Annotated in this window: 25 protein-coding genes; 10 read left to right on the top strand and 15 right to left on the bottom strand. The window is 64.0% G+C overall.

Annotated elements, in window-relative coordinates; all coding sequences use genetic code 11:
* Nucleotides 1–95 precede the first annotated feature (95 nt).
* Entirely contained in the window at nucleotides 96–506 is a 411-nt protein-coding gene (locus tag EV663_RS09340) for a MurR/RpiR family transcriptional regulator (RefSeq protein ID WP_243697922.1), read from the top strand.
* 3 nt (nucleotides 507–509) lie between these two features.
* Here EV663_RS09340 and EV663_RS09335 read toward each other — a convergent pair whose 3' ends face one another.
* From EV663_RS09335 to EV663_RS09285, 11 genes are all read right to left on the bottom strand, one after another.
* Entirely contained in the window at nucleotides 510–1,445 is a 936-nt protein-coding gene (locus EV663_RS09335; protein ID WP_207904419.1) for a MurR/RpiR family transcriptional regulator, read from the bottom strand.
* Nucleotides 1,384–2,415, bottom strand: a complete 1,032-nt coding sequence (locus tag EV663_RS09330; RefSeq protein ID WP_132951518.1) for a C45 family autoproteolytic acyltransferase/hydrolase — start codon at nucleotides 2,413–2,415, stop codon at nucleotides 1,384–1,386. The genes EV663_RS09335 and EV663_RS09330 overlap by 62 nt, the downstream gene beginning before the upstream one ends.
* Nucleotides 2,405–3,133: a glutamine ABC transporter ATP-binding protein GlnQ gene (gene glnQ / locus EV663_RS09325; protein WP_132951517.1), complete on the bottom strand. Its 729-nt coding sequence runs from the start codon at nucleotides 3,131–3,133 to the stop codon at nucleotides 2,405–2,407. The genes EV663_RS09330 and glnQ overlap by 11 nt, the downstream gene beginning before the upstream one ends.
* Nucleotides 3,130–3,786 carry a glutamine ABC transporter permease GlnP gene (glnP, locus tag EV663_RS09320; RefSeq protein ID WP_132951516.1) on the bottom strand — a complete coding sequence of 219 codons (657 nt, stop codon included), beginning with the start codon at nucleotides 3,784–3,786 and terminating at the stop codon, nucleotides 3,130–3,132. The genes glnQ and glnP overlap by 4 nt, the downstream gene beginning before the upstream one ends.
* Before the next feature lie 68 nt (nucleotides 3,787–3,854).
* Complete coding sequence (gene glnH / locus EV663_RS09315) at nucleotides 3,855–4,592, bottom strand: glutamine ABC transporter substrate-binding protein GlnH (RefSeq protein WP_132951515.1); 738 nt, start codon at nucleotides 4,590–4,592, stop codon at nucleotides 3,855–3,857.
* Between the two features lie 340 nt (nucleotides 4,593–4,932).
* Nucleotides 4,933–5,841 carry a pirin family protein gene (locus EV663_RS09310; RefSeq protein WP_132951514.1) on the bottom strand — a complete coding sequence of 303 codons (909 nt, stop codon included), beginning with the start codon at nucleotides 5,839–5,841 and terminating at the stop codon, nucleotides 4,933–4,935.
* Nucleotides 5,838–6,362, bottom strand: a complete 525-nt coding sequence (locus EV663_RS09305) for an FUSC family protein (RefSeq protein ID WP_132951513.1) — start codon at nucleotides 6,360–6,362, stop codon at nucleotides 5,838–5,840. Before EV663_RS09305 ends, EV663_RS09310 begins: the two co-directional genes overlap by 4 nt.
* Before the next feature lie 72 nt (nucleotides 6,363–6,434).
* Nucleotides 6,435–7,526, bottom strand: a complete 1,092-nt coding sequence (locus EV663_RS09300) for a quaternary amine ABC transporter ATP-binding protein (protein WP_132951512.1) — start codon at nucleotides 7,524–7,526, stop codon at nucleotides 6,435–6,437.
* Between the two features lie 10 nt (nucleotides 7,527–7,536).
* A complete protein-coding gene (locus EV663_RS09295; protein ID WP_132951511.1) occupies nucleotides 7,537–8,571 on the bottom strand; it encodes an ABC transporter permease in 1,035 nt (344 codons plus the stop codon).
* A gap of 88 nt (nucleotides 8,572–8,659) precedes the next feature.
* Nucleotides 8,660–9,631, bottom strand: coding sequence for an ABC transporter substrate-binding protein (locus tag EV663_RS09290; RefSeq protein ID WP_132951510.1), 972 nt, complete (start codon nucleotides 9,629–9,631; stop codon nucleotides 8,660–8,662).
* A 458-nt stretch (nucleotides 9,632–10,089) separates the two neighbouring features.
* The gene (locus EV663_RS09285) at nucleotides 10,090–10,857 is read right to left on the bottom strand and encodes a DeoR/GlpR family DNA-binding transcription regulator (RefSeq protein ID WP_132951509.1); all 768 of its coding nucleotides are present in this window, start codon (nucleotides 10,855–10,857) and stop codon (nucleotides 10,090–10,092) included.
* A 288-nt stretch (nucleotides 10,858–11,145) separates the two neighbouring features.
* Here EV663_RS09285 and glpD point away from each other — a divergent pair, with 288 nt between their 5' ends.
* The 9 genes from glpD (at nucleotide 11,146) to EV663_RS09240 (ending at nucleotide 21,502) form a co-directional block, all read left to right on the top strand.
* Entirely contained in the window at nucleotides 11,146–12,744 is a 1,599-nt protein-coding gene (gene glpD / locus EV663_RS09280) for a glycerol-3-phosphate dehydrogenase (protein WP_243697920.1), read from the top strand.
* A 16-nt stretch (nucleotides 12,745–12,760) separates the two neighbouring features.
* A complete protein-coding gene (locus EV663_RS09275; protein WP_132951507.1) occupies nucleotides 12,761–13,849 on the top strand; it encodes an ABC transporter ATP-binding protein in 1,089 nt (362 codons plus the stop codon).
* A 13-nt stretch (nucleotides 13,850–13,862) separates the two neighbouring features.
* Entirely contained in the window at nucleotides 13,863–14,939 is a 1,077-nt protein-coding gene (locus tag EV663_RS09270) for an ABC transporter ATP-binding protein (RefSeq protein WP_132951506.1), read from the top strand.
* The gene (locus tag EV663_RS09265) at nucleotides 14,939–15,808 is read left to right on the top strand and encodes a carbohydrate ABC transporter permease (protein WP_132951505.1); all 870 of its coding nucleotides are present in this window, start codon (nucleotides 14,939–14,941) and stop codon (nucleotides 15,806–15,808) included. Before EV663_RS09270 ends, EV663_RS09265 begins: the two co-directional genes overlap by 1 nt.
* A gap of 39 nt (nucleotides 15,809–15,847) precedes the next feature.
* Nucleotides 15,848–16,678, top strand: coding sequence for a carbohydrate ABC transporter permease (locus EV663_RS09260; RefSeq protein ID WP_132951532.1), 831 nt, complete (start codon nucleotides 15,848–15,850; stop codon nucleotides 16,676–16,678).
* A gap of 13 nt (nucleotides 16,679–16,691) precedes the next feature.
* Nucleotides 16,692–16,964 (top strand): DUF2160 domain-containing protein, encoded by a 273-nt coding sequence (locus EV663_RS09255; protein ID WP_132951504.1) that lies wholly within the window; start codon nucleotides 16,692–16,694, stop codon nucleotides 16,962–16,964.
* A gap of 69 nt (nucleotides 16,965–17,033) precedes the next feature.
* Nucleotides 17,034–18,758 carry an ABC transporter substrate-binding protein gene (locus EV663_RS09250; protein ID WP_132951503.1) on the top strand — a complete coding sequence of 575 codons (1,725 nt, stop codon included), beginning with the start codon at nucleotides 17,034–17,036 and terminating at the stop codon, nucleotides 18,756–18,758.
* Between the two features lie 96 nt (nucleotides 18,759–18,854).
* The gene (gene glpK / locus EV663_RS09245; RefSeq protein WP_132951502.1) at nucleotides 18,855–20,354 is read left to right on the top strand and encodes a glycerol kinase GlpK; all 1,500 of its coding nucleotides are present in this window, start codon (nucleotides 18,855–18,857) and stop codon (nucleotides 20,352–20,354) included.
* Between the two features lie 8 nt (nucleotides 20,355–20,362).
* Entirely contained in the window at nucleotides 20,363–21,502 is a 1,140-nt protein-coding gene (locus tag EV663_RS09240) for an iron-containing alcohol dehydrogenase (protein WP_132951531.1), read from the top strand.
* Nucleotides 21,503–21,511: 9 nt separating this feature from the next.
* Here EV663_RS09240 and zapE read toward each other — a convergent pair whose 3' ends face one another.
* The 4 genes from zapE to EV663_RS09220 are packed head-to-tail and all read right to left on the bottom strand — an operon-like array spanning nucleotide 21,512 to nucleotide 25,107.
* Nucleotides 21,512–22,594 carry a cell division protein ZapE gene (zapE, locus tag EV663_RS09235; RefSeq protein ID WP_132951501.1) on the bottom strand — a complete coding sequence of 361 codons (1,083 nt, stop codon included), beginning with the start codon at nucleotides 22,592–22,594 and terminating at the stop codon, nucleotides 21,512–21,514.
* Between the two features lie 50 nt (nucleotides 22,595–22,644).
* Entirely contained in the window at nucleotides 22,645–23,571 is a 927-nt protein-coding gene (locus EV663_RS09230) for an alpha/beta fold hydrolase (protein ID WP_132951500.1), read from the bottom strand.
* Complete coding sequence (locus tag EV663_RS09225) at nucleotides 23,568–24,485, bottom strand: ornithine cyclodeaminase family protein (protein WP_132951499.1); 918 nt, start codon at nucleotides 24,483–24,485, stop codon at nucleotides 23,568–23,570. Before EV663_RS09225 ends, EV663_RS09230 begins: the two co-directional genes overlap by 4 nt.
* Nucleotides 24,478–25,107 (bottom strand): HAD family hydrolase, encoded by a 630-nt coding sequence (locus EV663_RS09220; RefSeq protein ID WP_132951498.1) that lies wholly within the window; start codon nucleotides 25,105–25,107, stop codon nucleotides 24,478–24,480. Before EV663_RS09220 ends, EV663_RS09225 begins: the two co-directional genes overlap by 8 nt.
* Between the last annotated feature and the right edge of the window lie 20 nt (nucleotides 25,108–25,127).

The following is a 25,127-nucleotide window of genomic DNA, read 5'->3' as shown; positions in this document are numbered from 1 at the left end:
AGTCTCCATGGAGAAACTCCACCCCTGTCATCCAACAGGAAAGGACTCGCAGAACCGGAAAATCACAGGAAGGTGGGGACAGAACACCGTTTACGATGGCCCTGCCCAACCTGCACCTGATCCCCCGCAACATGGGCAGCCCGCTGGACGAGATGATCTCGGTCGGGCCGGGGGATGTGCTGATGGCGATGAGCTTCCCGCCCTACAGCGCCGAAACGATCAAGGCGCTGCGGCTGGCGCGCGACCGCAAGGCACGGGTGATCCTGCTGTCGGATTCGGAAATGATCGCCCCCGATATCCGGCCCGACCTGTTCTTGCAGGTCTCGACCCACTCAACCTACCATTTCGGCTGCCTGTCCGGAGCGATGGCAGTGTTGGATTGCCTGCTGGCCCACTTGGTTCAGTCGGGTGGCGAGGCGGCGCGCGCGCGGATCGCGGCCTATGAGGCGTTGCGCGAGGATTACGGCGCCTATTGGCAGCCCAAGCTGCCGAAAATCCGGCGCTGAGCCTCAGGTTTCGATATCGAGGGCGCGGATCATGCGGTCGCGTTCCTCCAACGCGTTGCGGGTCGACACGGGCCGGGCGGCGGCGCAGCCGTTGATCAGGCATTCCCCGGCAAGGATGAAGGTGGACAGGGAGTTCGAGATGAAGCTTGTTTCGTGCGGGACGAACAGGGCCACCTCGGCGTGCCGCATCAGGGGCGAGCTGACCATGTCCGTGATCGCAAGAATGCGAACCCCTTTCTCTGCCGCGGCGCGGGTCACCTTGATGACCGGGGTGGAATAGGGATTGCAGCTGGCCACGATCAGGACATCGCCGGCGTGCAGGGCCGCCAGCCCCTCGGCCTGGCCCAGGGCGTTGCTGTCCAGCAGGCTGACATCGGATCGGATCATGCGAAGCCCATAGACCAGAAAGCTGGCGAAGGCATGGAACTGGCGAATGCCATAGACCGACAGGCGCGGGGCCTCGACAATCATTTCGACCGCGCGATCGAAGGCTTGCGCATCGAACCCGTCCAGGAAGCGGTCGGTGTTGGCCTGGGTTTCCCGGCACAGCCGCGCGGCGTTGGCCTGGCTGGGCGCATCCGCGGTATCCAGCGCCCGGCGAGCCTGTTGGGTGTAGAATGCGCCGGGCGCGCTGGCCGAACGCAAGAGAACCTCTTGCAGGGCCCCGAAGCCGGGATAGCCCAGTGTGCGCGCCAGCCGCGTGATGGTTGAGGGGTTTACCTCCAACCGTTCGCCCAGTGCGGTGATCGACACCAGCGCGGGATCGCCCTGCAAATCCAGCATCTGCCCCAAGGCACGCCGGGCCTTGGGCCCCAGAGGAATGTCCACCTGACCGCGCGCGATGCCCAGCAACAGCGCGCGCAACTCATCAACGGTTTCAGGCGGCGCGATGTGGGATGTCGCCGCCTCGGTAGACGCTCTGCTTGCTGACCCGGTCATAAATGGTCCATTCCACGTTGTTCTTTCCGATGCGGAACAGTGCCGTGGCCAGCGTGTTCTCGCAATCCGGGTCTTCGGGATCGTCGCGCCGGATCGGCAGGCCCGGCCCGGCGGTATCGCGCAGGATTGCCAGCGCATCGTCCACGCCGCCGGCCAGAAGGGCGTTCCCGCGCGCCTGCCGGTCGCGGGACGAGTCGGTCACGATTTGCGGACCGTCCATACGCAGCGCATGGTTGGCATGCAGGGCAGGGACTGCGATCTGGTGTGTCGCAGGGTGGCCGGTGCCAAATTCGATACCGATCAAGCTGTGCTCCCCCCGTTGGCCGAGGGTGAAGTGAAAGCCGCCGCTCGGCAGAGCGGCCTGTAACAGCGGCAGGGCCTTGTCCCGTATGCCAGCGGCCAGCGTCGCGCGGCCCAACACCATACGCGGCACCTGAGGTTCGATACCCAGCAGGCGCAGGTTGTTCACAGCCTGTACCAGGCCCGCGGTTGTCAGCGCGAATGTGTGTCCGGGCAGCGAGCCGGGATAGCAGAAGGACAAGAAGCCGGGGCCGGTGTCGGGCTGCACCTCTGCGATGAAGCAATGCCCGCGGAAAAAGGGCAAACCGTCCTCGTTATGGGCAATCACCGGGTGTGGTCCGGGCAGTTGCACGGTGGTGCAGCCATCGGGTGCAGACGCCAGCAGATCGCCCCGGCAGTTCCACGCCATGACCTGGCCCACGGGCAGGTCCAGCCCGGCGGCCAGCCCCTCGATTTCGGCCCAGATTGTGGGGAACCGTTGTCGCGTGTTGCGGGTCAGGCGCGCCAGCCGGTCCGCGTGGTCGGGGGCATTCACCCTGTGCCAGATCGGGCTGGTGATCAGGTGGCGATGCACGGCATCGCGACCGTGCGTGCCAAGGCTGGCCCCGATGTCGAAGGGCGTACCGGCCGCCTGATGCCAGCCCAAATCGTTGCGCCCGCTATTCGACATGCTGCAAAAAGTCCTTCATCCGGTCGTTGGGGGGCGTGTCGATCACCTCGCGCGGGTGACCGTCCACGGCGATCTTGCCGTGTTCCATGAAGATCAGGCGCGTGCCAACCTGCTTGGCAAAGTTCATCTCGTGGGTGACGACGACCATGGTCATACCTTCGGTCGCCAACTGGCGCATCACGTTCAGCACCTCTTGCTTCAGCTCGGGGTCCAGCGCCGAGGTCGGCTCGTCGAACAGCATCACCTTGGGTTTGACCGCCAGGGCGCGGGCAATGGCCACGCGCTGTTGCTGACCGCCGGACAGTTCCGCGGGGTAGTGGCCCGCCTTTTCGGCAAGGCCGACCTTGTCCAGCAGGTCGATGGCGACCTCTTCGGCCTGTTCTTTCGACAGGTTCCGCACCTTGCGCGGGCCAAAGGCCACGTTTTCAAGCGCGGTCAGTTGCGGAAAAAGATTGAACTGCTGGAACACCATCCCGGCCTCTTGCCGGATCTCGCGCAGCTGTTTCTTGCCCCCCGTCACGCTGAGACCGTCCACGATCAGATCGCCCCCGGTGATCGTTTCCAGCCCGTTGATGCAGCGCAAGAGCGTGGATTTGCCCGACCCCGAGGGACCGATCAGCACCACGACCTCGCCCTCGTCGATGGACAAATCCACATGGTCCAGCACCTTGAGCGGGCCGAAATGCTTGGAGGTCTGGCGAAACTCGATGATGCTCATAGGATCTTCATCCGCTTTTCGGTCACACGCAGGATCAGGGTCAGGGTGCCGGTCATGATCAGGTAGATGATGGCGACCGCCGTCCAGATCTCGACTGCGCGGAAGTTGGAGGCCATGATTTCCTGGCCGGTGCGGGTCAACTCGCCCACCCCGATCACGATGAACAGCGACGTATCCTTGAGACTGACGATGAACTGGTTGCCAAGCGGCGGGATCAACCGGCGAAAGGCCAGCGGCCCGACGATGTAAAGCAGCACCTTCCAGTGCGGCAGGCCAATGGCCAGCCCCGCCTCGGTAAGGCCCTTGCTGATCGACAGGAACGCGCCCCGCACGATTTCCGCGATATAGGCACCTGCATTGACCACGATCGCCAGGATCGCGGCCGACATCGGATCGATGCGAATATCGGCCAGAACGGGCAGCGCGAAGTAAAGGAACATCACCTGCACGACGATGGGTGTGCCGCGGATGGCCTCGATATAGACGAACGCGATGGCGTTCAGCAGCCAGCCGCCATAGGCGCGCATCAGACCTGCCAGCGTGCCCAGGACCATGCCGCCGACAAGGCCGAGAATAGTGATGTATACGGTTGTCTTGGCACCGGCCAACAGCGCCGGCAGGTAGTCGAAGATGACGGACCAATCCGTTTCCATGGGAAACCTCCGCGATCAGGAGGGATGGGGAGGCCGGGCAACTCAGCCCGGCCCAGTGTTGCAACGGATCACTCGCCGGGCTTGGCGCCGAACCACTTTTCGTAGATGGCGTCATAGCGCCCGTCCGCGCGCATGTTGGCGAGGGCCGCGTTCACCGACTCGACCAACTCGCTGCCCTTGGGAAAGGCGATGCCGTATTGATGGGCCATCATCTGGCTGCCAACGGCCTTGACCTGGCCGTTGCCCGCCTGCGCGATGTAATACAGCACGTTGGGTGTATCGTGCATGGCGGCATCGACGCGGCCGGTGCGCAGTTCCAGATAGGCGTTGTCGATATTCGGGAACTTGCGCAACTCGGTATCGGGCAGGTTTTCTTCTGCCCAGTCAGAGGCCGAGGTCCCGGTCTTGACCGCCAGCGTCTTACCCGCCAGATCGTCCCAATCGGCGACCTCGCTGTCGGTCGGCACCATCAGGCGAAAGCCACTGTCATAGTAGCCGTCCGAGAAATCGATGACTTCCTCGCGTTCCGGCTTGATCGTGATCCCAGCCAGCGCGACATCGACCTGGCCAGTCTGCAACGCGGGAATGATCCCGGCAAAGTCCATCGGGCGCAACTCGTATTCCATGCCGATTTCCGCAGCGATGGCATCCCACATGTCGATGTCGAAGCCGGTATATTTGCCGTCCTGCTTGAATTCGAAGGGGACAAAGGCGGTGTCGGTTGCCACCACCAATTCGTCTGCGCTGACCTGTGCTGCGGTCAGGGAAAATGCGGCGGCTGCCGCGAGCTTTACGAGCGTCTTCATGGGCGTTCTCCCGTTGGTTTGCAAATTTTCTTGCATGAGTGTTCTTGTGCCGCGGAGCGTTACATGTCGCAATCATTCGTGCAAGTATTTTTGCAATTTTATCATATTGCATATTTTCTTTGCATTTCTGTGCGGGGGCGACGGGCAAACGCCTGAAAACAAGCGCCGGCAAGATCGGCGATGGCCCAGTCCTCGCCCCAGTCGAACTGGAAAGCTTCTCCGGGCTGAAAGATCAGCGGCACATATGTGCCGCGCCCCGTCGTCTGCTCAGCAACGTGCCGATCTGCACGTCATGCGCCGGCAAAAGCAGCAACGCGTCTGTCGGGGGCGCCTGGTCGCGTCAGGCGTGTTTGATGAAGGTCCCGTTGTCGAGGTCGTGCAGCGCCTGCCGAAGTTCCTCTCGGGTGTTCATGACGATCGGTCCATGCCACGCGACGGGTTCCCGGATCGGCCTGCCGGTCATCAGAAGAAACCGAATACCCTCGTCTCCGGCCTGGACGGTGATCTCGTCGCCCGAGCCGAACCGCACCAGTGTTCGGTTTCCCGTCATGTCACGGATGTTGAGTTCGGTGCCGCGGAATTCCTTTTCGACGCGGATGCCGACCGGGTCGCTCGCATCGCGGAAGGTGCCCGATCCAGCGAAGACATAGGCCAGCGCGTTTGCCCGCGTGTCGACGGGCAACACTTTACGTTGGCCTGCGGGAACGGACACGTCGAGAAGCATAGGGTTGGCGGCAATTCCGTCCACCGGGCCCGTCTTGCCCCAGAACGATCCGATGATGACCTTCACGATCGTCCCGTCATCGTCGATCTCGACCGGGATATCGGCTCCTGAAATGTCCTGGTACCGGGGGGATGTCATCTTGAGCGACGAGGGCAAGTTTGCCCAAAGCTGGAATCCGTGCATCTGCCCCTTGGCGTTGCCCGACGGCATTTCCTGGTGAAGGATACCGGACCCGGCGGTCATCCATTGGACGCTTCCAGCGTCGAGCAGGCCGCGATTTCCCAGCGAGTCGGCATGTTCCACCTGGCCTTCCAGCACATAGGTGATCGTCTCGATCCCGCGATGCGGATGCCAGGGAAAGCCGCTCGAATAAAGGCGCGGATCGTCGTTTCGAAAGTCGTCCATCATCAGGAACGGGTCGGTCAGTGATGGGTCGCCGAACCCGAAGACACGATGCAGGTGCACGCCAGCACCTTCCATGGTGGGCTGGGCCTTGCTGGTGGCGGACACGGGTCTGAACGTCATTGGATGCTCCTTGTCTCGTGAAAGACATGGGCGTCGTGCGAAAACTTGGTACTGGCAATGGATATCTGGTGTTTGTGCGTTTTCGCACAGACCGTGCATTCACGCCGAAACTCATCCTCGCCGCGGTGGCTGCGCCGCTGGGTCGGCTTGTGGATTCCGGGCCGGTTCGCCAGGCCGTGCCGGTCACGCGACGAGGACAGCAGGATCGTCACAACCATACCGATGGTCGCCCCGATCAATGTATCGAGGACGCGTTCGGCAACCATGCCCGCACCGACTGTCTTTGGATCGCCCAGGGCGGTCATCGGAAGCACCATTGCCGAGAACAGTATCTGTCCCGGGCCATATTTGAAGCCGATGATTACCTCGGTTGCGACTTGCAGGATGGCCAAAATAGCGATGACATCCCAGATGGCGAGGTCCAGCCCGAGGACGAGCCAGGTCATGGGAGCCCCGATGACGGTTTCGATCATCCGTTGCAGGGCGCGATGCATCGCAATTTGCAGATGCGTGCTCTGCATGACGGCGACGGGGGGCGTCGCCGCGCAGCGTCGGAACCCGCATGATGCCGGCCGCCCAGGCGGCCCCCATCGTCACCGAGAACCCGTCCCGTGCGACAGGGACAGGCCGCTCGACGATCTTGGCCCCTCTTCCGATGCTGCCGTCGGAACAAGGGCGCGGACAAGGTCCTTGACCGACAGGATGCCGACCTGTGTGCCGTGCCGCAAAACCCGATAGCCAAGCGCTGTATCCCCCCCGGACAGCGCGATCACCGATTCCAGCGTGTCCTCGGCATCCACGTCGCCCGCAAGCCCCGGCCGGTGCTGGTCGGTCTTTTGCATCACGGATCGCACGCGCAGCACTCGCGCCCGGTTTATGTCGGAAATGAAGTCCATGATATATGGGTCGTTGGGGTGCAGCAGGATATGCTGCGGCTCGCCTTGCTGGATGATCTGGCCGTCCTTCAGGATCACCAGGTGGTCGGCCAGTTTCAGCGCCTCGTCCAGGTCATGGGTGATAAAGACCACCGTCTTGTGCAACTCTTCCTGCAACTCCAGCAGCAGGTCTTGCATGTCGGTGCGGATCAGCGGGTCAAGGGCGGAAAACGCCTCGTCCATCAGCATGATGTCGGCGTTGGAGGTCAGCGCGCGGGCGATGCCCACCCGTTGCTGCATGCCGCCAGACAACTGGTGGGGAAACTGGTTGTCCTGCCCCTCCAGCCCGACGCGGTTCAGCCATTTGCGCGCCTCGTCTTCCCGGTCCTTGCGGTCATAGCCGCGCACCTCCAGGGGCATTCCGGCGTTTTCCAGAACCGTGCGATGGGGCAGGAGCGCGAATTTCTGGAAAACCATCGACATGTTCTCACGGCGCAGGCGGCGCAACTGGTCCTCGTTATAGGCCAGCACGTCCTCGCCGTTGACGATCACCTCGCCGGCGGTGGGCTCGATCAGGCGGTTGAGGTGGCGGATCAGGGTGGACTTGCCCGACCCCGACAGACCCATGATCACCGTGATCTTGCCGGCCTGCATGTCGACATTGATGTCCTTCAGGCCCAGCACGTGACCTTGTTCTTCCAGCAGATCGGATTTGCCCATGCCGGCGCGAACATGTTCCAGCGCGCCCTGCGGGTCAGGCCCAAAGATCTTGAAGAGGTTGCGGATGGAAATCTTGATATCGTCGCTCATCGCTGCGTCCTCAATGTTTCTGCGCCGCGTTCACGCGCGCCAGGGCTGCCTTGGTCACGCGGTCCAGCACCACAGCAAGCAGAACGATGCCAAGTCCCGACAGCAGGCCCACGCCCAGTTCCAGGTTGCGGATGCCGCGCAGCACCAGAACGCCCAGCCCCGGCGCAGAAACCAGCGAGGCGATCACGACCATTGCGAGACTCATCATGATGGTCTGGTTGACCCCCGCCATGATGTTGGGCAGCGCTAGCGGGATCTGCACGCCGGTCAGTTTCTGCCACGAGGTCATGCCAAAGGATTCCGCGGCCTCGATCACCTCCTTGTCGACCAGCCGGATGCCGAGATTGGTCAGCCTTATCACCGGCACGATGGCGTAAAGGATGATCGCGATGCCATAGAGTTTCGGCTCTGTCACCGAGAACAGGAAGATCAGCGGGATCAGGTAGACGAAGGGCGGCAGCGTTTGCAGCATGTCCAGAACGGGGGTGGTTATGTTCTGGAACGTGTTGCTGCGGGACATGGCGATGCCGATGGGCACCCCGATCAGCACGCATATCGCGGCGCAGACAAAGATGATCGCCAGCGTCTGCATCGCGTGATCGTAATAGTCGATGAAGGCGAGAAAGCCGAGGCATAACGCCACGAAGCCCACCAGTTTCACCGAGCGGGACACCAGTTGCACCACCAGCAGCAGAAGCGGGATCATGATCCACCAGGGCGCGGTCTGGAACAGCCACAGTGCGGCCTCCAGCGACCAGCTCAGCGGCTGGGTGATCGGGTCGAGAAAAAGGCTCAGCCCGTCCTTGATGGACAGAAAGCCGTTTTCCAGACCCTTCGTCAGTTCGCGCGCCTGGGGGAAGTTCGGACAGGCATCGTTCAGCGCATCCATTGACGGGAAAGGCAGTTCCCAGATTGTCGGGGCCGCTGCCTCGCCGCCTGCGGCCTTGCCGATCAGGTCGGCCATCGACATCGGGCCGTCGCTGGTGCCGGCCTCGCACCAGTCACGCAATCCAAGCCCGTCGAACAAGAAATCATAGCTCGCCATTCTCAGGTTCTCCGTTTTCGGGCTGGAGTGCCCCTTAAATGAAAGACGGGCCCGCAGGGGCAGGCCCGTCCCGCGACCGCGGTCGCGTTTACTGGTTCAGCAGCGGCGCCAGCTTTTCACGCGCGGCATCGTTCAGCCAGCCCGCCCAGGTATCGGGGTAGGTGGTCAGGAAGTGAACGGCGGCCTCTTCGCCCGAGGCGCCGTTCTCGTCCATCCAGGCCACGACGCTGTTCATCGTGTCCACGTCGAAGCTGACCTTGCCAAGGAATTCGGCTGCGTCAGGCTCGCGCTCGGCAAAGTCGGCGGTCACGACGGTCAGAACCGGCGCGGAGGGGAAGGAGGAGGGCTTGGGGTCGGGGTTGTCCGGGGTCTGGTTGGCCTCGTGCGCGGCGGCGTCGTATTCGCCCAGATCGACCGAGACCATGTCGTACTTGCCCAGAACCGCCGTCGGCGCCCAGTAATAGCCGAACCACGGTTCCCTGTTCTCGTAAGCCGAAGCCATCGAGGTGACCAGCGTCTCGCCAGAGCCGTGGTTGAACACTTCCAGGCCCGCCCCTTGCAGATCGAACGCCGGGATCAGGTTGTCGTTGACAATGCGGCACCCCCACCCATCGGGGCAGTTGTTGAACGTGCCGCCGACCAGGTCGGGATTGGCGAGAATTCCCTCGATCGTGGTCAGTTCGGGATGTTCTTCGGCCAGGTATGCAGGAATCCACCACCCCTCGACACCGCCAGGGTTCAGAACCTCGCCCAGTTCCACGATCTTGCCCTGCTCCTTGAGCTTGGAATAGACCTCGCCGGTCGAGTTGACCCACATCTCGGACACGGTGTCGGGTTCGCCATTCTCGGCAATCGAGGTCACGGCGGGCACGGTGTCAGAGGGGACGACCTTGACCGTACAGCCATAGCCTTGTTCCAGAAGGAATTTCTCGACCTCGGTCACGACGGCGGCAGAGGCCCAGTTCATTTCAGCAATCGAGACTTCGCCGCAATCGGCCTGTGCTACGGCAGGCAGGGCCAGCGCGCCGACAAGGGCGCCAAGGGTGGTTACGTGTTTCATCTGTTTCTCCTTTCCAGAGACCTGAACAGCACGCACCGACCGGCAAAAACGGGTTTGCCGCGGCGCGGAAAGGGTTTCGATTTTTCGCCCCGCAACACCGGATGTGCCGGGGATAGACCACGCAGGCCGCGTGACTGCCACTCATGCGACACGACGCGCCGGACGAATGCCCGGTGACCAGGCCGACAACGCCGCCCCGCCCGGGGTGAAGTCATCGGCAGCCTCCATGATTCGAGTGGATTGTATGTCACGGCGTCCCTTGTGCCAATCAAAAGCGCCAATTTACGACATACGATGTCGCTATTCGGCATTCATGCGGGTGGCCTGACAGGGGTGTGCCCCCGCAAGGGCGCACGGCGCGCGAGGGAAAGCCGTGGTGGGGATGGCGCGCCCTGCGCGGTGCCTGGTGGCAATCCGCCGCTCGCCCGTGCCGGGTAGGGGGGTGCTTGCGGCCGTGTTCAGGCGGGGGGGGATACCGTCACGTCGGTGCCCCAGTCCTGGCAAAGCTGCCGCAGTGCATCGGGCAGCCCGGCATCGGTGAAAAAACGGTCGACCTCGCTTAGCGAGGCCACGCGCACCGGGGCGTTTCGCTCGAATTTCGAATGATCTGCCGTCAGCCATGTCGCACGGGCGCGGCGGATGATGCTCTGGCTGACGCCGACCTCCTGGAAGTCGAAATCCAGCAATTCGCCATCGGGTGCGATCGCCGAGCAGCCGATCACCGCGATATCAAAGCGAAACTGTTCGAGCATCGTTGTCGTCAGATTGCCGACCAGCCCGCCATCGGCGCGGCGCAACCGTCCGCCAGAAAGCACGATTTCGCAATCGGGATTGGCGGCAAGGATGTTTGCGACGTTGATGTTGTTGGTGACGACCATCAGGTTGCGGTGGTGCAACAGTGTGGCCGCGACTGCCTCGGTGGTGGTGCCGATGCCCAGAAACAGCGCCGCGCCATCGGGGATGTCACGGGCGCAGGCCGCGGCAATCGCGGATTTGGCCTCTTCGTTGATCCCGCGCCGATCCTCGTAGCCGATATTGGCGACCGATGATCGCAGAACAGCACCGCCATGAACACGCTCCAGCCAGCCGGCCTCGGCGAGGTCGCTGAGGTCGCGGCGGATGGTCTGGACCGATACGGCAAAACGTTCGGCAAGGTCCTCGACCTTTACCTTGCCCTCATCGCGCGCGATTTCGAGGATGTCATGCTGGCGGAATGATTGCGACATGGCGGGCCCCGATGCGGTTTTCCGAGGATTAGCAAGGTTTGTCTCGCATGGCGAGCGAGGGGCGCAATTTTCTGGTCGCCGGGTTTCGTTTCTGCGCGAAATCGGTCCGAGAGGCGCGATCTGCCAATCTATCACGTTCGAAACATTCTTGGTTGCGTAGTGCAATAGGCGCTTTTGAGTAGGCGTTGAGGGTGGGGTGTGCTTAAAGCGATCAAAAACGAAAATCTTTCTTGACGGTTATTGCGCGACCATGGTTGTCTCATGTCGCAACGGTCAGGGAGGAGCGCAGTGCCAACTGCGGACCGCAACAGCGAGATTGCCGATCTGTTCGTGATCGGCGGTGGCATCAACGGCTGCGGCATCGCGCGTGACGCGGCGGGCCGAGGGCTTTCGGTCGTGCTGGCTGAAATGGGCGATCTTGCGCAGGCAACGTCGTCCTCGTCGACCAAGCTGTTTCACGGTGGCTTGCGGTATCTCGAATATTTCGAGTTTCGCCTGGTGCGTGAGGCCCTGATCGAGCGCGAAACACTTTTGCGAGCCATGCCGCATATCAGTTGGCCCATGCGCTTCGTGCTGCCGTATCACGCGGGTATGCGCTTCGAGTCCGAAACGCCCACCGCGCGCCTGCTGAACGCGGTCATGCCCTGGATGCGCGGGCGCCGCCCTGCCTGGCTGATCCGTCTGGGGCTGTTTCTTTATGATTATCTTGGCGGACGGCAAATCCTGCCTGGCACCCGCACGCTGGACCTGACGCGGGCGCCCGAGGGTCTGCCGCTCAAGCCCGCCTTTCGCCGCGCCTTTGAATATTCCGATTGCTGGATCGAGGATTCGCGGCTGGTGATCCTGAATGCGCGCGATGCCGAGGCGCGCGGGGCGACCATCCTGACCCGCACCCGCGTAACCGGTGCCATGCGCGAGGACGGTCTTTGGCGTATCGAAATGGAGGATACACAGACCGGCATCCCCAGCACCAGGCGCGCCCGGATGCTGGTGAATGCGGGTGGGCCATGGGTCGGGCAGGTGATCCGCGATGTCGCCCATATCGCCAGCACCGAAGGCGTGCGCCTGGTGCGTGGCAGCCACATCGTCACTCGCAAGCTGTTCGACCATGACAAGGCATATTTCTTTCAGGGCCGGGATGGGCGGATCATCTTTGCCATTCCCTATGAGCATGATTTTACCCTGATCGGCACGACCGATGCCGACCATCCCGACCCGGCCGCGCCGGCGGTTTGCACCGATGCCGAGATCGACTACCTGCTGGGGTTTGCCTCTGAATATTTTGCCCGGCCCGTGACGCGTTCGGACGTGGTCTGGACCTATTCCGGCGTTCGTCCACTTTATGACGACGGCGCGAAATCGGCCACGGCTGCCACGCGCGATTACGTTCTCAGCCTTGACGATGCGCAGGGCGCCCCGCTGCTCAACGTGTTCGGCGGCAAGATCACGACTTATCGGCGCCTGGCCGAGGCCGCGCTGGAAAAGATCGGTCGTCATTTCCCGCAGGCCGGCGGCCCCTGGACCGCCGGCGTGGCGCTGCCCGGTGGCGATTTCCCGGTGGACGGGGTGGGCGCATTGGTGGACGATTTGCGCGCGGCCTATTGCGAACTTGAGCCGCGACAGGCCCTGCGCCTGGTGCGCGCCTACGGCACCGAGGCCCGCGCGATGCTGGACGCCGCCAATGGACCGGGGCAGGATTTCGGGGCGGGCCTGACCGAGGCCGAACTGGATTGGTTGATGCGGCACGAATACGCGCGCACCGCCGAGGACGTGGTCTGGCGCCGCAGCAAGCTGGGACTGCGACTCGATGCCGAACAGGTCGCGGCGATCGAGGCCTGGATGGCGGCGCGCCGCCGTGCGCTGGCTGCAACCGCGGCGGCGGAATGAGGGAGGATGGAACGCGATGACGCTGGTTCTGGAGGGCGTGACCACAAAGGTCCGGGGCGAGGTGCATATCCACCCGACCGACCTGACGCTTGAAAAGGGCACGATGAACGTGCTCTTGGGGCCGACGCTGTCGGGCAAGACCTCGCTGATGCGGCTGATGGCGGGGCTGGACCGGCCGGCCGAGGGGCGCATCCTGTGGCAGGGCCAGGACGTGACCGGGATTGCTGTGCAAGATCGCAAGGTGGCGATGGTCTATCAGCAATTCATCAATTACCCCACGCTGTCGGTCTATGACAACATTGCCTCGCCGCTCCGGCTGCAACGTCGCCCAAGGGCCGAGATCGACGCAAAGGTGCGCGAGACGGCGGCACTGCTGAAACTCACCCCGATGCTGGGACGCAAGCCGCTGGAATTGTCAGGTGGACAGCAACAGCGCTGCGCGCTGGCGCGCGCGCTGGTCAAGGGGGCGGGGCTGGTCCTGCTGGACGAGCCGCTTGCCAATCTCGATTACAAGCTGCGCGAGGAATTGCGGGTCGAGATTCCGCGCATCTTCGAAGAGTCCGGGGCGATCTTTGTCTATGCCACGACCGAGCCCGAAGAGGCGTTGTTGCTGGGGGGCAATACTGCCACATTGTGGCAGGGCAGGGTGACCCAGTTCGGTCCCACCGCCGAGGTCTATCGCCGCCCGGTGGATGCCACCACCGCGCGGGTATTCTCGGACCCGCCGATGAATTTCCTGCCGATTTCCAAGACCGGCACCCGGCTGAGCTTCGGCGATGGCCAGAGCGTGACCGCAACCGGCCGGTTGGCCGGTCTGTCCGACGGTCGCTATATCGCGGGTTTTCGCCCCAACCATCTGGAGGCAGAGCGCCATACCGACGACGCCATGCTGTTCGTGGCCCGTGTCGCCGTAACCGAGATGACCGGATCGGAAACCTTCCTTCATCTCGACCATCACGGCGAACGCTGGGTGGGGGTGATCCACGGGCTGCGGGATTTTGCAAAGGATGCAGAGGTGCGCGTCTGGCTGGACCCCGCGCATGTCTACGTTTTTGGCGAGGATGGCCGCCTGGCCGCGCCCGCCGCTTATGCGCTGGCCGCCTGAAAGGAGGGGCGACATGGCACGGATCACGCTTGATAACCTGGCCCATTCCTACCTGCCGGACCCGCGGGGCGAAGACGATTATGCGCTCAAGCAGCTTGACCATGTCTGGCAGGATGGCGAGGCATATGCCCTGTTGGGGGCGTCGGGCTGCGGAAAGTCCACCTTGCTCAATATCATCTCGGGGTTGTTGCAGCCCTCGCGCGGGCGCATCCTGTTCGACGATTTCGACGTGACCCATGCCGCGACGGCAGAGCGCAATATTGCGCAGGTGTTCCAGTTCCCGGTGGTTTACGACACGATGACGGTGCGTCAGAATCTGGCGTTTCCGTTGAAAAACCGCGGCGCCTCGGCGTCTTATATCGCACAGCGGGTGCAGACGATCGCCGCCATGATCGGGATGGAGTCGGTCTTGGATCGCAAGGCGCGGGGCCTGACCGCCGATGCCAAGCAAAAGATCAGCTTGGGCCGCGGCATGGTGCGCGAGGATGTCAACGCGCTGTTGTTCGATGAGCCGCTTACCGTGATCGATCCACATATGAAATGGGAATTGCGCACACAGCTCAAATCGCTGCACCGCGATTTCGGCCATACCATGATCTACGTGACCCATGACCAGACAGAGGCACTGACCTTTGCCGACAAGGTGGTGGTGATGCATGACGGCCGCGTGGTGCAGATCGGCACCCCGGAGGACCTGTTCGAGCGTCCCGCCCATACCTTCGTGGGCTATTTCATCGGCTCGCCCGGCATGAACGTGATCCCGGCCAAGATCGAGGGTGCGCGTGCCTATGTGAACGGTGCCGAGATCGCGCTGGAGCGCGGCTATACTGCGCTGTCTGGCAAGGTGGAAATCGGGGTGCGCCCCGAATTCGCCCGCCTGTCTGCGACCGAGGGGCTGCCGGTGCGCATCCGCCGCGTCGAGGATGTGGGGCGCCACAAGATCGTGCGGGCCGAGTTTTTTGGCCATGACATCAATATCGTCGCGGCCGAGGATGAAAATATCGGTTCCGACAAGACCCGCGTGGCCTTCGATCCGGCCCGCGTGAACGTCTATGCCAATGACTGGCTGGTGGAAGGGAGCGCGGCGTGATGCAAAAGACCCCCAACCAGAAGGCGTGGTTCCTGGTGCTGCCGGTGCTGGTGCTGGTGGCCTTTTCGGCCGTCATCCCGCTCATGACGGTGGTCAATTACGCGGTGCAGGACACGTTCGGCAATAACCGCTTCTTCTGGGCCGGTCTGACCTGGTTCGACGATTTGCTGGCCTCGGACCGGATGTGGAATGCACTGGGCCGACAGGTCGCCTTTTCCGCGATCATCCTTGCGATCGAGATTCCACTTGGCATCTTCGTGGCGCTGAACATGCCCAAGCGGGGTGTGTGGGCCTCTGTCTGCCTTGTGCTGATGGCGCTTCCGCTGCTGATCCCGTTTAACGTGGTGGGCACCATCTGGCAGATCTTTGGCCGGGTCGATATCGGCTTGCTTGGCTATGCGCTCAGCGCAGCGGGGATCGACTACAACTACACGCAGGATGCGGTTGACGCCTGGATCACGGTGGTCGTGATGGATGTCTGGCACTGGACGTCGCTGGTGGCGCTGTTGGCCTATGCAGGGCTGCAATCCATTCCCGGCGCCTATTACCAGGCTGCCCGGATTGACCAGGCCAGCCGCTGGGCGGTGTTCCGCTACATCGAATTGCCAAAGATGGCTGGCGTTCTGATGATCGCGATCCTGCTGCGCTTCATGGACAGTTTCATGATCTACACCGAGCCTTTTGTCGTCACTGGCGGCGGGCCCGGCAACGCGACCACCTTCTTGTCGATCGACCTGGTCAAGATGGCGATGGGCCAGTTCGACCTTGGCCCGGCAGGCGCGTTCAGCCTGATGTATTTCCTCGTGATCCTGGCGGTTTCCTGGGCGTTTTACACCGTGATGGTCAATCTCGACAAAAGGGAGGGCTGAGCCATGGCCGATGCCAAGACCGCCTCTATCCCCGGCGACATGATCGCGGACACCAGCCGCAAGAGGCTGCGCGTCAAGGGCTCTGCCGTTGTGATGGTGCTCTATATCCTGTTCCTGATGCTGCCGATCTATTGGCTCTTGAACATGAGCCTCAAGACGAATGCAGAGATCCTGGGCGGTTTCTCGCTCTGGCCGCGGGATCTGACGCTGGCCAATTACGCCACGATCCTGACTGATCCGAGCTGGTACATGGGCTATGTCAATTCGATGATCTACGTGGTGATGAACACGGTGATCTCGGTAACGGTGGCCTTGCCGGCGGCCTATGCCTTCTCGCGCTATTCGTTCTTGGGCGACAAGCACCTTTTCTTTTGGCTGCTGACCAACCGGATGGCGCCGCCGGCGGTCTTCGCGTTGCCGTTCTTCCAGCTTTACTCGTCCGTGGGGCTGTTTGACACCCATATCGCGGTGGCGCTGGCGCATTGCCTGTTCAACGTGCCGCTGGCGGTCTGGATTCTGGAGGGTTTCATGCGGGGGGTGCCCCGCGAGATCGACGAGACCGCCTATATCGACGGCTATTCCTTCCCGCGCTTCTTCGTGAAGATCTTCATGCCCCTGATCGCCAGCGGCATCGGCGTCGCCGCCTTCTTCTGCTTCATGTTCTCATGGGTGGAACTGCTGCTGAGTCGCACGCTGACCAGCGTCGACGCCAAGCCCATCGCGGCCACGATGACGCGCACCGTGTCGGCGTCCGGCCTCGACTGGGGCGTGCTGGCGGCGGCCGGCGTGCTGACCATCGTGCCGGGCGCCTTGGTCATCTATTTCGTGCGGAACTACATCGCCAAGGGCTTTGCCCTGGGCCGCGTGTAAGGGGGGCTTCTACATGGACTGGATGGCATGGACCTGGCCGACGGCCGCGTTTTTCGGGGTGATTGCGCTGTTGCTGATCACATTCACGATCCTCGCGATCCGCTTCCCGGAAACCCCGCGCGTGGGCGTCCTGAGGATCGAGACGACGCGCGGCGACCGGCTTTTCATCACGCTTCTGGGCTCGGCCTTCATCAACCTCGCCTGGCTGGGGCTGTTGGGGGCGAACCAGCCCTATGCGCTCATTCTCTGTATGCTTTATGCCGCGGCGGTATTTCGCTGGGTATAGGCCACAGCCGGCCGCCGGGACAGGAGGGCGGCCTTGTCACGACACGGGATCAATAAAGGGAGGACCCAGATGATACGATCCTTGAAACAGAGCACCGCATTTGGCCTGGCGCTGACGCTGCTCGGGGCGCCGGCCTTTGCCGACATGCAGGCCGCACGCGCCTTTCTGGACGCCGAAATCGGCGACATGTCGGCGCTGACCCGCGCCGAGCAAGAGGCCGAGATGCAGTGGTTCATCGACGCCGCCCAGCCCTTTGCCGGAATGGAAATCAACGTGGTGTCGGAAACGATCACCACCCACGAATACGAGGCCAACGTGCTGGCCCCGGCCTTCTCGGCGATCACCGGCATCAAGGTCACCCATGACCTGATCGGCGAGGGCGACGTGGTGGAAAAGCTTCAGACTCAGATGCAGTCGGGGCAGAACATCTATGATGCCTATGTCAATGACAGCGACCTTATCGGAACCCATTGGCGCTATCAGCAGGTGCGCAACCTGACCGACTGGATGGCGAACGAGGGCGCTGATGTCACGAATCCGGGCCTCGACCTGGACGATTTCATCGGCACGAGTTTCACCACCGCCCCCGATGGCAAGCTCTACCAATTGCCCAGCCAGCAATTCGCGAACCTCTACTGGTTCCGTTATGACTGGTTTAACGACGAAAAGAACAAGGCCGATTTCAAGGCGGCCTATGGCTATGACCTCGGCGTGCCGGTCACCTGGTCTGCCTACGAGGATATCGCGGAGTTCTTTACCGGCCGCGATCTTGGTCATCTCGGTGTCGAGGGCATGATCTATGGCAACATGGATTACGGCAAGAAAGACCCAAGCCTGGGCTGGCGCTATACCGATGCCTGGATGTCGATGGCCGGGATGGGCGATGTGGGCGAACCCAACGGGCTGCCGGTCGATGAATGGGGCATCCGTGTCAACGAGAACAGCCAGCCGGTCGGCGCCTGTGTCAATCGAGGTGGCGCCACCAATTCGCCCGCGGCCGTCTACGCGGTGGAAAAGGCGATCAAGTGGCTCCAGGAATACTCTCCGCCGGCCGCCGCCGGCATGACCTTCTCCGAGGCTGGGCCGATCCCGGCGCAGGGCAACGTGGCCCAGCAGATGTTCTGGTACACCGCCTTTACCGCCGACACGGTCAAGGAGGGCTTGCCGGTGATGAACGAGGACGGCACCCCCAAGTGGCGCATGGCGCCCAGCCCGCACGGCGCCTATTGGCAAGAGGGCATGAAGGTCGGCTACCAGGATGTGGGATCGTGGACGTTGATGCAATCCACCCCCGAGGATCGCGCCAAGGCGGCCTGGCTTTATGCACAGTTCGTCACCTCCAAGACCGTGGATGTCAAGAAAAGCCATGTCGGCCTGACTTTCGTGCGGGAATCCACGATCCAGCATGACAGCTTCACCGAGCGTGCCCCGCGTCTTGGCGGCCTGGTCGAGTTCTACCGCAGCCCCGCAAGGGTGCGCTGGTCGCCCACGGGCACCAACGTGCCGGATTATCCCAAGCTGGCGCAACTGTGGTGGCAGAATATCGGCGATGCCATGTCGGGGGCCAAGACTGCGCAACAGGCACTGGATGCGCTATGCGTCGACATGGAAAACGTGATGGCGCGGCTGGAACGGGCCGGCATCCAGGGCGACATCGGGCCCAAGCTGAACGAGGAACGCGACGCGGAATACTGGCTTGGTCAGCCCGGCGCCCCCAAGCCCGCGCTGGACAACACCCGCGAGACGCCTGAAACCGTTCCCTATGACGAACTGGTGGCCTCCTGGAACCAGTGATCCGGGAAGCTTGACCCGATCACGGGCCGGGGCCTTGGGGCCCCGGCCGCTCGACCCGCCCCTTTCGTCACCGCGCAGCATGAGGCAGCAGGCACGATGACCCATATCCTTGCCATCGATCAGGGCACCACCTCTACCCGCGCGATCCTGTTCGACGCGCAGATGAAGATACGCGCCGTCGCCCAGGAAGAATTTCCTCAACACTATCCGACCAGCGGCTGGGTCGAGCATGACCCTTCCGACCTGTGGTCCACCACCGCGGCCACCTGCCGCGCGGCGATCGAAAAGGCCCGCCTTGCGCCCGGCGACATCGCCGCCATCGGCATCACCAACCAGCGCGAGACCACGATGGTCTGGGATCGCAAGACCGGTGATCCGGTTCACAACGCCATCGTCTGGCAGGATCGCCGCACAGCACCGCTGTGCCGCCGCCTGCGCGAAGACGGTCTTGAGGCCAGCGTGTCGGAAAAGACCGGGCTGCTGCTTGATCCCTATTTTTCGGGCACCAAGCTGGCCTGGATACTCGATAACGTCGAGGGCGCGCGCCGGCGTGCCGAGGCGGGCGAATTGCTGTTTGGCACCGTCGATACCTATCTGGTGTGGAAACTGACGGGCGGAAAGGTGCATGCCACCGACGCCACGAACGCCGCGCGCACGCTGCTTTACGATATCCGCAAGGGGCGGTGGTCGGCCACCATGTGCGACATTCTGGGCGTTCCGATGTCGATGCTGCCCGAAGTGCGCGATTGTGCCGCCGAGTATGGCCTGACCCGGCCCGACCTTTTCGGCGGGGCGATCCCGATCCTGGGGGTCGCGGGCGATCAGCAAGCCGCCACCGTGGGGCAGGCCTGTTTTCGTCCCGGCATGATGAAATCAACCTATGGGACCGGCTGTTTTGCCCTGCTCAATACCGGTGAGACACCGGTCATGTCTCGCAATCGGTTGTTGACGACCATTGCCTACCAGCTTGATGGCAAGCCGGTCTATGCGCTGGAGGGGTCGATCTTTATCGCGGGTGCGGTGGTGCAGTGGTTGCGCGACGGGCTGAAGATCATTCGCGAGGCGCGCGAAACCCAGCCGCTTGCGCAAACTGCCGATCCGGGCCAGCAGGTGATCCTGGTGCCCGCCTTTACCGGGCTTGGTGCCCCTTATTGGAACGCCGATTGCCGTGGCGCGCTGTTCGGGCTGACCCGCAATACCGGGCCGGCGGAACTGGCCCGCGCCGCACTGGAAAGCGTGGGGTTCCAGACCCGCGACTTGCTTGAGGCGATGCAGGCCGACTGGGGCGGGGCCGCCGCCGGGGATGCGGGCATTGCCACGCTGCGCGTGGATGGCGGCATGTCCGCAAGCGATTGGGCGATGCAGTTCCTGTCGGATATCATCGGCGCCCCGGTGGATCGACCCGACGTTCTGGAAACCACGGCGCTGGGCGCGGCTTGGCTGGCGGGGATGCGTGCGGGTCTTTACCCCGATATGGCGGGCTTTACCCGCGGCTGGGCGCTGGAGCGCCGTTTCGAACCGGCCATGGACGATCCGACCCGGCAGGCGAAATATGCCGCCTGGCGCCGCGCGGTGCAGGCGACGATGCAGGCATGACCAACCCTATCCTGCCCTTCGGCTTTGCGGCCCCGCGCGAGATCCGGTTTGGCCGGGGCGTCGCCGCCGAGGCCGCCCCGCGTATCGCCGCGATGGGCCGTCGCTTGGCGCTGGTTCATGGCGCGTCGGGCGCGCGCGCCGACTGGCTGGCCTCGGGGCTGATGGCGCAGGGCGTGCTTGCGCTGCGGATCGCCTGCGGGGCCGAGCCCGACCTGCCCGCGCTTGAGGCCGCCCTTGCCCAGGCGCGTGCCGCGGGGGTGGACGCGGTTGCCGCCCTGGGGGGCGGAGCCGCCATCGACATGGGCAAGGCGCTGGCCGCGCTCATCCCCTCTGTCACGCCGCCGCTGACCCATCTCGAAGTGGTGGGCGAGGGCCGTCCGCTCGGGGTGGACCCGTTGCCTTTTGCCGCCTTGCCGACGACGGCAGGCACCGGTGCCGAGGTCACGAAGAATGCCGTGATCGGCGTGCCCGAGGCCCGGCGCAAGGTCAGCCTGCGCGATGCGCGCATGATCCCCGATGTCGTTCTGATCGATCCGGCGCTGGCCGATGGCACGCCGCGGGCCGTCACCCTGGCCTCTGGACTTGACGCGATCACGCAGGTGATCGAACCGTTCCTGTCCTCGCGCGCCAATCCGCTGACCGATGCGCTATGCCGCGCAGCCATCCCGCGTGGCCTTGCCGCGCTTGCGCGGCTGATGCAGGGCGAGGATGCGGATGCGCGCGATGACATGGCGGTGGTGGCGTTGACGGGCGGGTTGGCGCTGGCAAATGCTGGTCTGGGCGCGGTGCATGGACTGGCCGGGCCGATCGGCGGGCTGGCCCCGGCCGCGCCGCATGGCGCGGTTTGCGGCGCGCTTTTGCCCGCGGTGATGCTGGCCAATGCGGCGGCTCTTTACCCCGGTCACCCGGCCGTCGCACGCATGCAAGAGGCAGAGGGGATGGTTTCTGAGGCCCTTTGCGTCGAGGGTTGGGCCGGGCTTGCCGACTGGAGCCGTCGCGCAGGCCTGCCTGGATTGTCCGCGATGGGTGTCACTCCGGCCGATTACCCCGCGCTTGCGGCGGCCGCGCTTGGGTCATCATCCATGCGTGGCAACCCGGTGCCCCTGTCGCAAGCGGTTCTGGAACGCGTCCTGGCCGAATCCGCCTGAGCGCGCCTCTCAGCCCGGCGGCGCCCAACTGGCGGCCTGCATCTCGCGCAGGCGGCTGGCAGTGCGTTCGAATTCGAACGATCCCGCACCTTCGAGATACAGCATCTCGGGCGCGGCGGCGGCCGAGGCGATCAGGCGCACGCGCGCCTCGTAAAGCGCGTCGATCAGCGTGACGAAGCGGCGCGCCTCGTTGTAGTTCTCGCTCGACAGCATGGGGATGTCTTCCAACAGCAGCACCCGCACCGCTTGGGCGATGGCCAGGTAATCGGCCGGCCCCAGCGGTTTGGCGCAGAGATCCCAGAAGGTCGCGCGCCCTACCCCGTTGTGAAACAACGGGATATCTACCGTGCGGCCCTGCACGCGCAAGATCAGAGGGGAACCCGCCCCGTCGGTGAAGTCGACCCAGATCGCGGCCATGGCCTCGTGTGCCAGGCGGTCGGCCGGGGTGAAATAGACATCCGCCCCGGTCAGCCTGTTCTGCCGGTAATCAGTGGGCGAGGCGAGGTGCATGACCTCGAGCCGTGTCTTGATCTGTACGATGAAAGGCAGGAACCGGTCACGTTGAAGCCCGTCCTTGTAGAGATCGTCCGGCACGCGGTTCGAGGTCGTGACCACGCAAACCCCGGCGGCGAACAACAGTTCGAACAGACGTCCCACGATCATCGCGTCGGTGATGTCGGTGATCTGCATCTCGTCGAGGCAGAGCAGGCGCAGCCCCTCGGCCATCCGTGTCGCCACGGGGCGCAGCGCATCGTCGGCCCCTTCGGCGCGGGCGGCGTGCAGGCCGGACTGCACCTCTTGCATAAAGGCGTGAAAATGGATGCGCCGCTTGCCCTCGATCCCTACATTTTCAAAGAAGAAATCCATCAACATGGATTTTCCTCGCCCTACGCCGCCCCAAAGGTAAAGCCCGCGCACGGGTTCGGGGGGCGGCGGTTTGCGGAAAAACCGCGTTCTTGGTGGGGGAGGGGCATTTTCCAATGCGTCGCGGATACGCTCCAGCGGGCCAATCGCGACGATCTGCGCCGGATCGGGCCGCAGGTCGCCCGCGGCCACGCGCGCGTCGTAAAGGCTGCGAAGCGTTTCGCCCATGTCCGGGTTCTAGGATGCTGCGTCGCAGAAGGAAAGGGTGACCAGCACGTTCAGGTGTCGCGGACAAACCCCTGTATGGCGAGGTGAATCTCTGGGGCATGGGTGACCACCAGGGCATGGCTGGCCCCCGCGATGCCGTGTTGTTGCGCCGTGCGGTTAAGTTTGGCCAGCCGACCAGGCGCGGTGGGCAGGATCAATTCGTCCTCGCCCGCCCAGACCGCCAGAACCGGCACCCCCGCACGGGCGATGCGCCCGTGATCGGGGGCGAAATCGGCGGCCAGCATGTGGCGCATGCTGGACAGAACCGCCGGAATAAAGCCGCGATAGCGGGTCTCGGCGATCTGTGCCTCGACCAGCGCGGGCGGCAGGGGGGCTATGCGCGCGGCCTGCCGGGTCATGTGCCGCAATTGCCAGCCGCCCGTCACCCGCGCCAGCCAGTCCCCGACCACCGGCAAACGCTGGGTCAGTCGCGGCAGCGGCGGCGCGGTATGGCCCAGCCCTGCGCTGGCCAGCAGCACCAGCCGCGTGACCCGGTGGGGGTGATCGGCGGCAAAGGCTGTCGCCAGCGCGCCGCCCATGGAATAGCCCACCAGCGTGAAAGGCGCCTCGATCCCGGCATGGTCCAGCATTTCCTCGAGTTGGCGCAGGAAAAAGGCGCGATCCTGCGCGCCCCGCGGCCGGTCCGAATAGCCGCGCCCGTAAAGGTCATAGCGCAGTACCCTGAACCCCATCCGGGCCAGGTTCGCAGCGATGTCCTCAAGGATGTAATTGCCCGTGGTCAGCCCGTGCAGGCAGACTGCGACCTGCCCGCGAACCGGTCCGTTCCAGCGGTAATGGGTCGCTCCCGAGGGCAGATCGGCGATCTGCCCCGGTGCATCGTCGCGAGCCGCCCGGTCCATCGGCCTGCGCCGCCATTCCGATAGCGGCCAGGCCAGGATGACCAGCCCCGCGATTGCCACGAAAAGACCCCAGATCATGCCGTGCGCCACGCATCGAGGATGTAGCGGCTGGTCATCAGGTCCAGATGCGCGCCGCCGCCATTCTTGAATAGCGTGATCTCGTCGTCCGATTGCCGGGCAAAGCCGCCCGAGGGCAGGTCGTAGTAATCGGCCAGCACGGTGTCCCGGCCGATCGCCCCGGCGGCCAGCGGGATTTTCAGCTCGCCGATATGGTCGAGCGTGGTATCGCGGCTGTCGACGAAGACCCGCGCCTTTTGCAGCGCGGCATCGTCGGCCTCGCGCATGTCGGGGCGGAAGGCGCCGATCAGGTCGACATGCTGGCCCGGTTGCAGCCACGCGCCCCGGATCAGCGGCTCTGTCGCCATGGTGGCCGAGGTGACGATATCGGCCGCGCGCACCGCCGTTTCCAGATCCTCTGCGATGGTGACGCCCGGGGAGGCGGCGGCCAGCCTCTCGGCCCCCGCGCGCGAGCGGTTCCAGACGGTGAATTCGGCCTCGGGGAAGGCGCTGGAATAGGCCGCGTGGAGGGACTGCGCCACGTTGCCGGCGCCCACGATCAGGATGCGGCGGCTGTCGGGCCGGGCCAGCCTGGTGGCCGCCAGCAGGCTGTCGCCCGCGGTCTTCCACTTGGTGACGAGGTGAAAGTCGATGATCGCGTCCAGCGTGCCGTCGCGGTCGGAATAGAGGCTGACGCCGCCATTGACCGCAGGCAGGTCGCGGCCCGCATTGCCGGGAAAGATCGTCGCCGATTTCACCGCCAGACCCATCCCGTCGATCCAGGCCGCGCGGGACAGCAGCGTATCGTCGCCGCGGTATAGGAAACTGTCGGCCACCTCGGCCCGTGGCAGGCTGTGCCCGGCCTCCAGCGCGGCGCACAGCCCCGGCCAGCTCATCCGCGCCTCGCCCTCGGCAAATCCGATGATCTCAACCATGGGGCGCCCCCTCCTTTTCGGTCAGAAGCCCTGCTTCGCGCAGCCGGGCGGCCCAGCCCTCGGGGCCCGTGAACAGATGTGTGTGCCAGCCGCGCGCGGCGGCGGCATCGACATTTTCGGCCTTGTCGTCGGTGAAAATCAACCGCTCCGGCGGATGGCCGGTTTCGGCCTCCAGGATTTCGTAGATGCCCGGCGCGGGCTTCATCACCCGCAGATGGGCCGACACGAAGCGGCGGTCGAAGAGATCGAGGAAGGGATAGGCGGCGCAGGCGGTCTGGAACGTCTCGGCGCCGAAATTGGTCAGGGCATAGACCGGCACGCCCCGGGCCTTGAGCGCGCGCAGCACCCGGACAGAGCCGGGGATCTCTGGTTGCGCCATCTCGATCCAGTGGCTGCGCCACAGCCGGATCTCGGCGGCCCAGTCGGGATGGGCGGCGGCCAGTGCCTCCACCGACTCTGCGAAATCGGCGCCCAGGTCCACGCCATCGTTCATCCGGTAAAGATCGACCGCGTCGAACAGCGCCCGCCGCCGGTCCGGGCCGATGGCACGGTCATAGAATTTCTCGGGCTGCCAGTCGATCAGGACCCGCCCGATATCGAAGACGACGGCGTCGATGGGCATCTTGCCTCCTGCCACTTGCC

Origin of the sequence: Rhodovulum bhavnagarense, from assembly GCF_004343505.1 — a bacterium.
GTDB classification, from domain to species: domain Bacteria; phylum Pseudomonadota; class Alphaproteobacteria; order Rhodobacterales; family Rhodobacteraceae; genus Rhodovulum; species Rhodovulum bhavnagarense.
The sequence above is the reverse complement of the archived record's forward strand: the minus strand, read 5'-3'. Positions and strand labels throughout refer to the sequence as shown.

Coding starts and splice junctions, on each gene's coding strand:
- EV663_RS09330 (WP_132951518.1), bottom strand. CDS start 2,415: ATGTCGAATAGCGGGCGCAACGATTTGGGCTGGCATCAGGCGGCCGGT.
- EV663_RS09285 (WP_132951509.1), bottom strand. CDS start 10,857: ATGTCGCAATCATTCCGCCAGCATGACATCCTCGAAATCGCGCGCGAT.
- EV663_RS09220 (WP_132951498.1), bottom strand. CDS start 25,107: ATGCCCATCGACGCCGTCGTCTTCGATATCGGGCGGGTCCTGATCGAC.
- EV663_RS09265 (WP_132951505.1), top strand. CDS start 14,939: ATGCAAAAGACCCCCAACCAGAAGGCGTGGTTCCTGGTGCTGCCGGTG.
- EV663_RS09225 (WP_132951499.1), bottom strand. CDS start 24,485: ATGGTTGAGATCATCGGATTTGCCGAGGGCGAGGCGCGGATGAGCTGG.
- EV663_RS09310 (WP_132951514.1), bottom strand. CDS start 5,841: ATGACGTTCAGACCCGTGTCCGCCACCAGCAAGGCCCAGCCCACCATG.
- glpK (WP_132951502.1), top strand. CDS start 18,855: ATGACCCATATCCTTGCCATCGATCAGGGCACCACCTCTACCCGCGCG.
- EV663_RS09295 (WP_132951511.1), bottom strand. CDS start 8,571: ATGGCGAGCTATGATTTCTTGTTCGACGGGCTTGGATTGCGTGACTGG.
- EV663_RS09255 (WP_132951504.1), top strand. CDS start 16,692: ATGGACTGGATGGCATGGACCTGGCCGACGGCCGCGTTTTTCGGGGTG.
- EV663_RS09275 (WP_132951507.1), top strand. CDS start 12,761: ATGACGCTGGTTCTGGAGGGCGTGACCACAAAGGTCCGGGGCGAGGTG.
- zapE (WP_132951501.1), bottom strand. CDS start 22,594: ATGGGCGAAACGCTTCGCAGCCTTTACGACGCGCGCGTGGCCGCGGGC.
- EV663_RS09270 (WP_132951506.1), top strand. CDS start 13,863: ATGGCACGGATCACGCTTGATAACCTGGCCCATTCCTACCTGCCGGAC.
- EV663_RS09335 (WP_207904419.1), bottom strand. CDS start 1,445: ATGACCGGGTCAGCAAGCAGAGCGTCTACCGAGGCGGCGACATCCCAC.
- EV663_RS09305 (WP_132951513.1), bottom strand. CDS start 6,362: ATGCAGAGCACGCATCTGCAAATTGCGATGCATCGCGCCCTGCAACGG.
- glnQ (WP_132951517.1), bottom strand. CDS start 3,133: ATGAGCATCATCGAGTTTCGCCAGACCTCCAAGCATTTCGGCCCGCTC.
- glnH (WP_132951515.1), bottom strand. CDS start 4,592: ATGAAGACGCTCGTAAAGCTCGCGGCAGCCGCCGCATTTTCCCTGACC.
- EV663_RS09300 (WP_132951512.1), bottom strand. CDS start 7,526: ATGAGCGACGATATCAAGATTTCCATCCGCAACCTCTTCAAGATCTTT.
- EV663_RS09250 (WP_132951503.1), top strand. CDS start 17,034: ATGATACGATCCTTGAAACAGAGCACCGCATTTGGCCTGGCGCTGACG.
- EV663_RS09230 (WP_132951500.1), bottom strand. CDS start 23,571: ATGATCTGGGGTCTTTTCGTGGCAATCGCGGGGCTGGTCATCCTGGCC.
- EV663_RS09260 (WP_132951532.1), top strand. CDS start 15,848: ATGATCGCGGACACCAGCCGCAAGAGGCTGCGCGTCAAGGGCTCTGCC.
- glnP (WP_132951516.1), bottom strand. CDS start 3,786: ATGGAAACGGATTGGTCCGTCATCTTCGACTACCTGCCGGCGCTGTTG.
- EV663_RS09290 (WP_132951510.1), bottom strand. CDS start 9,631: ATGAAACACGTAACCACCCTTGGCGCCCTTGTCGGCGCGCTGGCCCTG.
- EV663_RS09340 (WP_243697922.1), top strand. CDS start 96: ATGGCCCTGCCCAACCTGCACCTGATCCCCCGCAACATGGGCAGCCCG.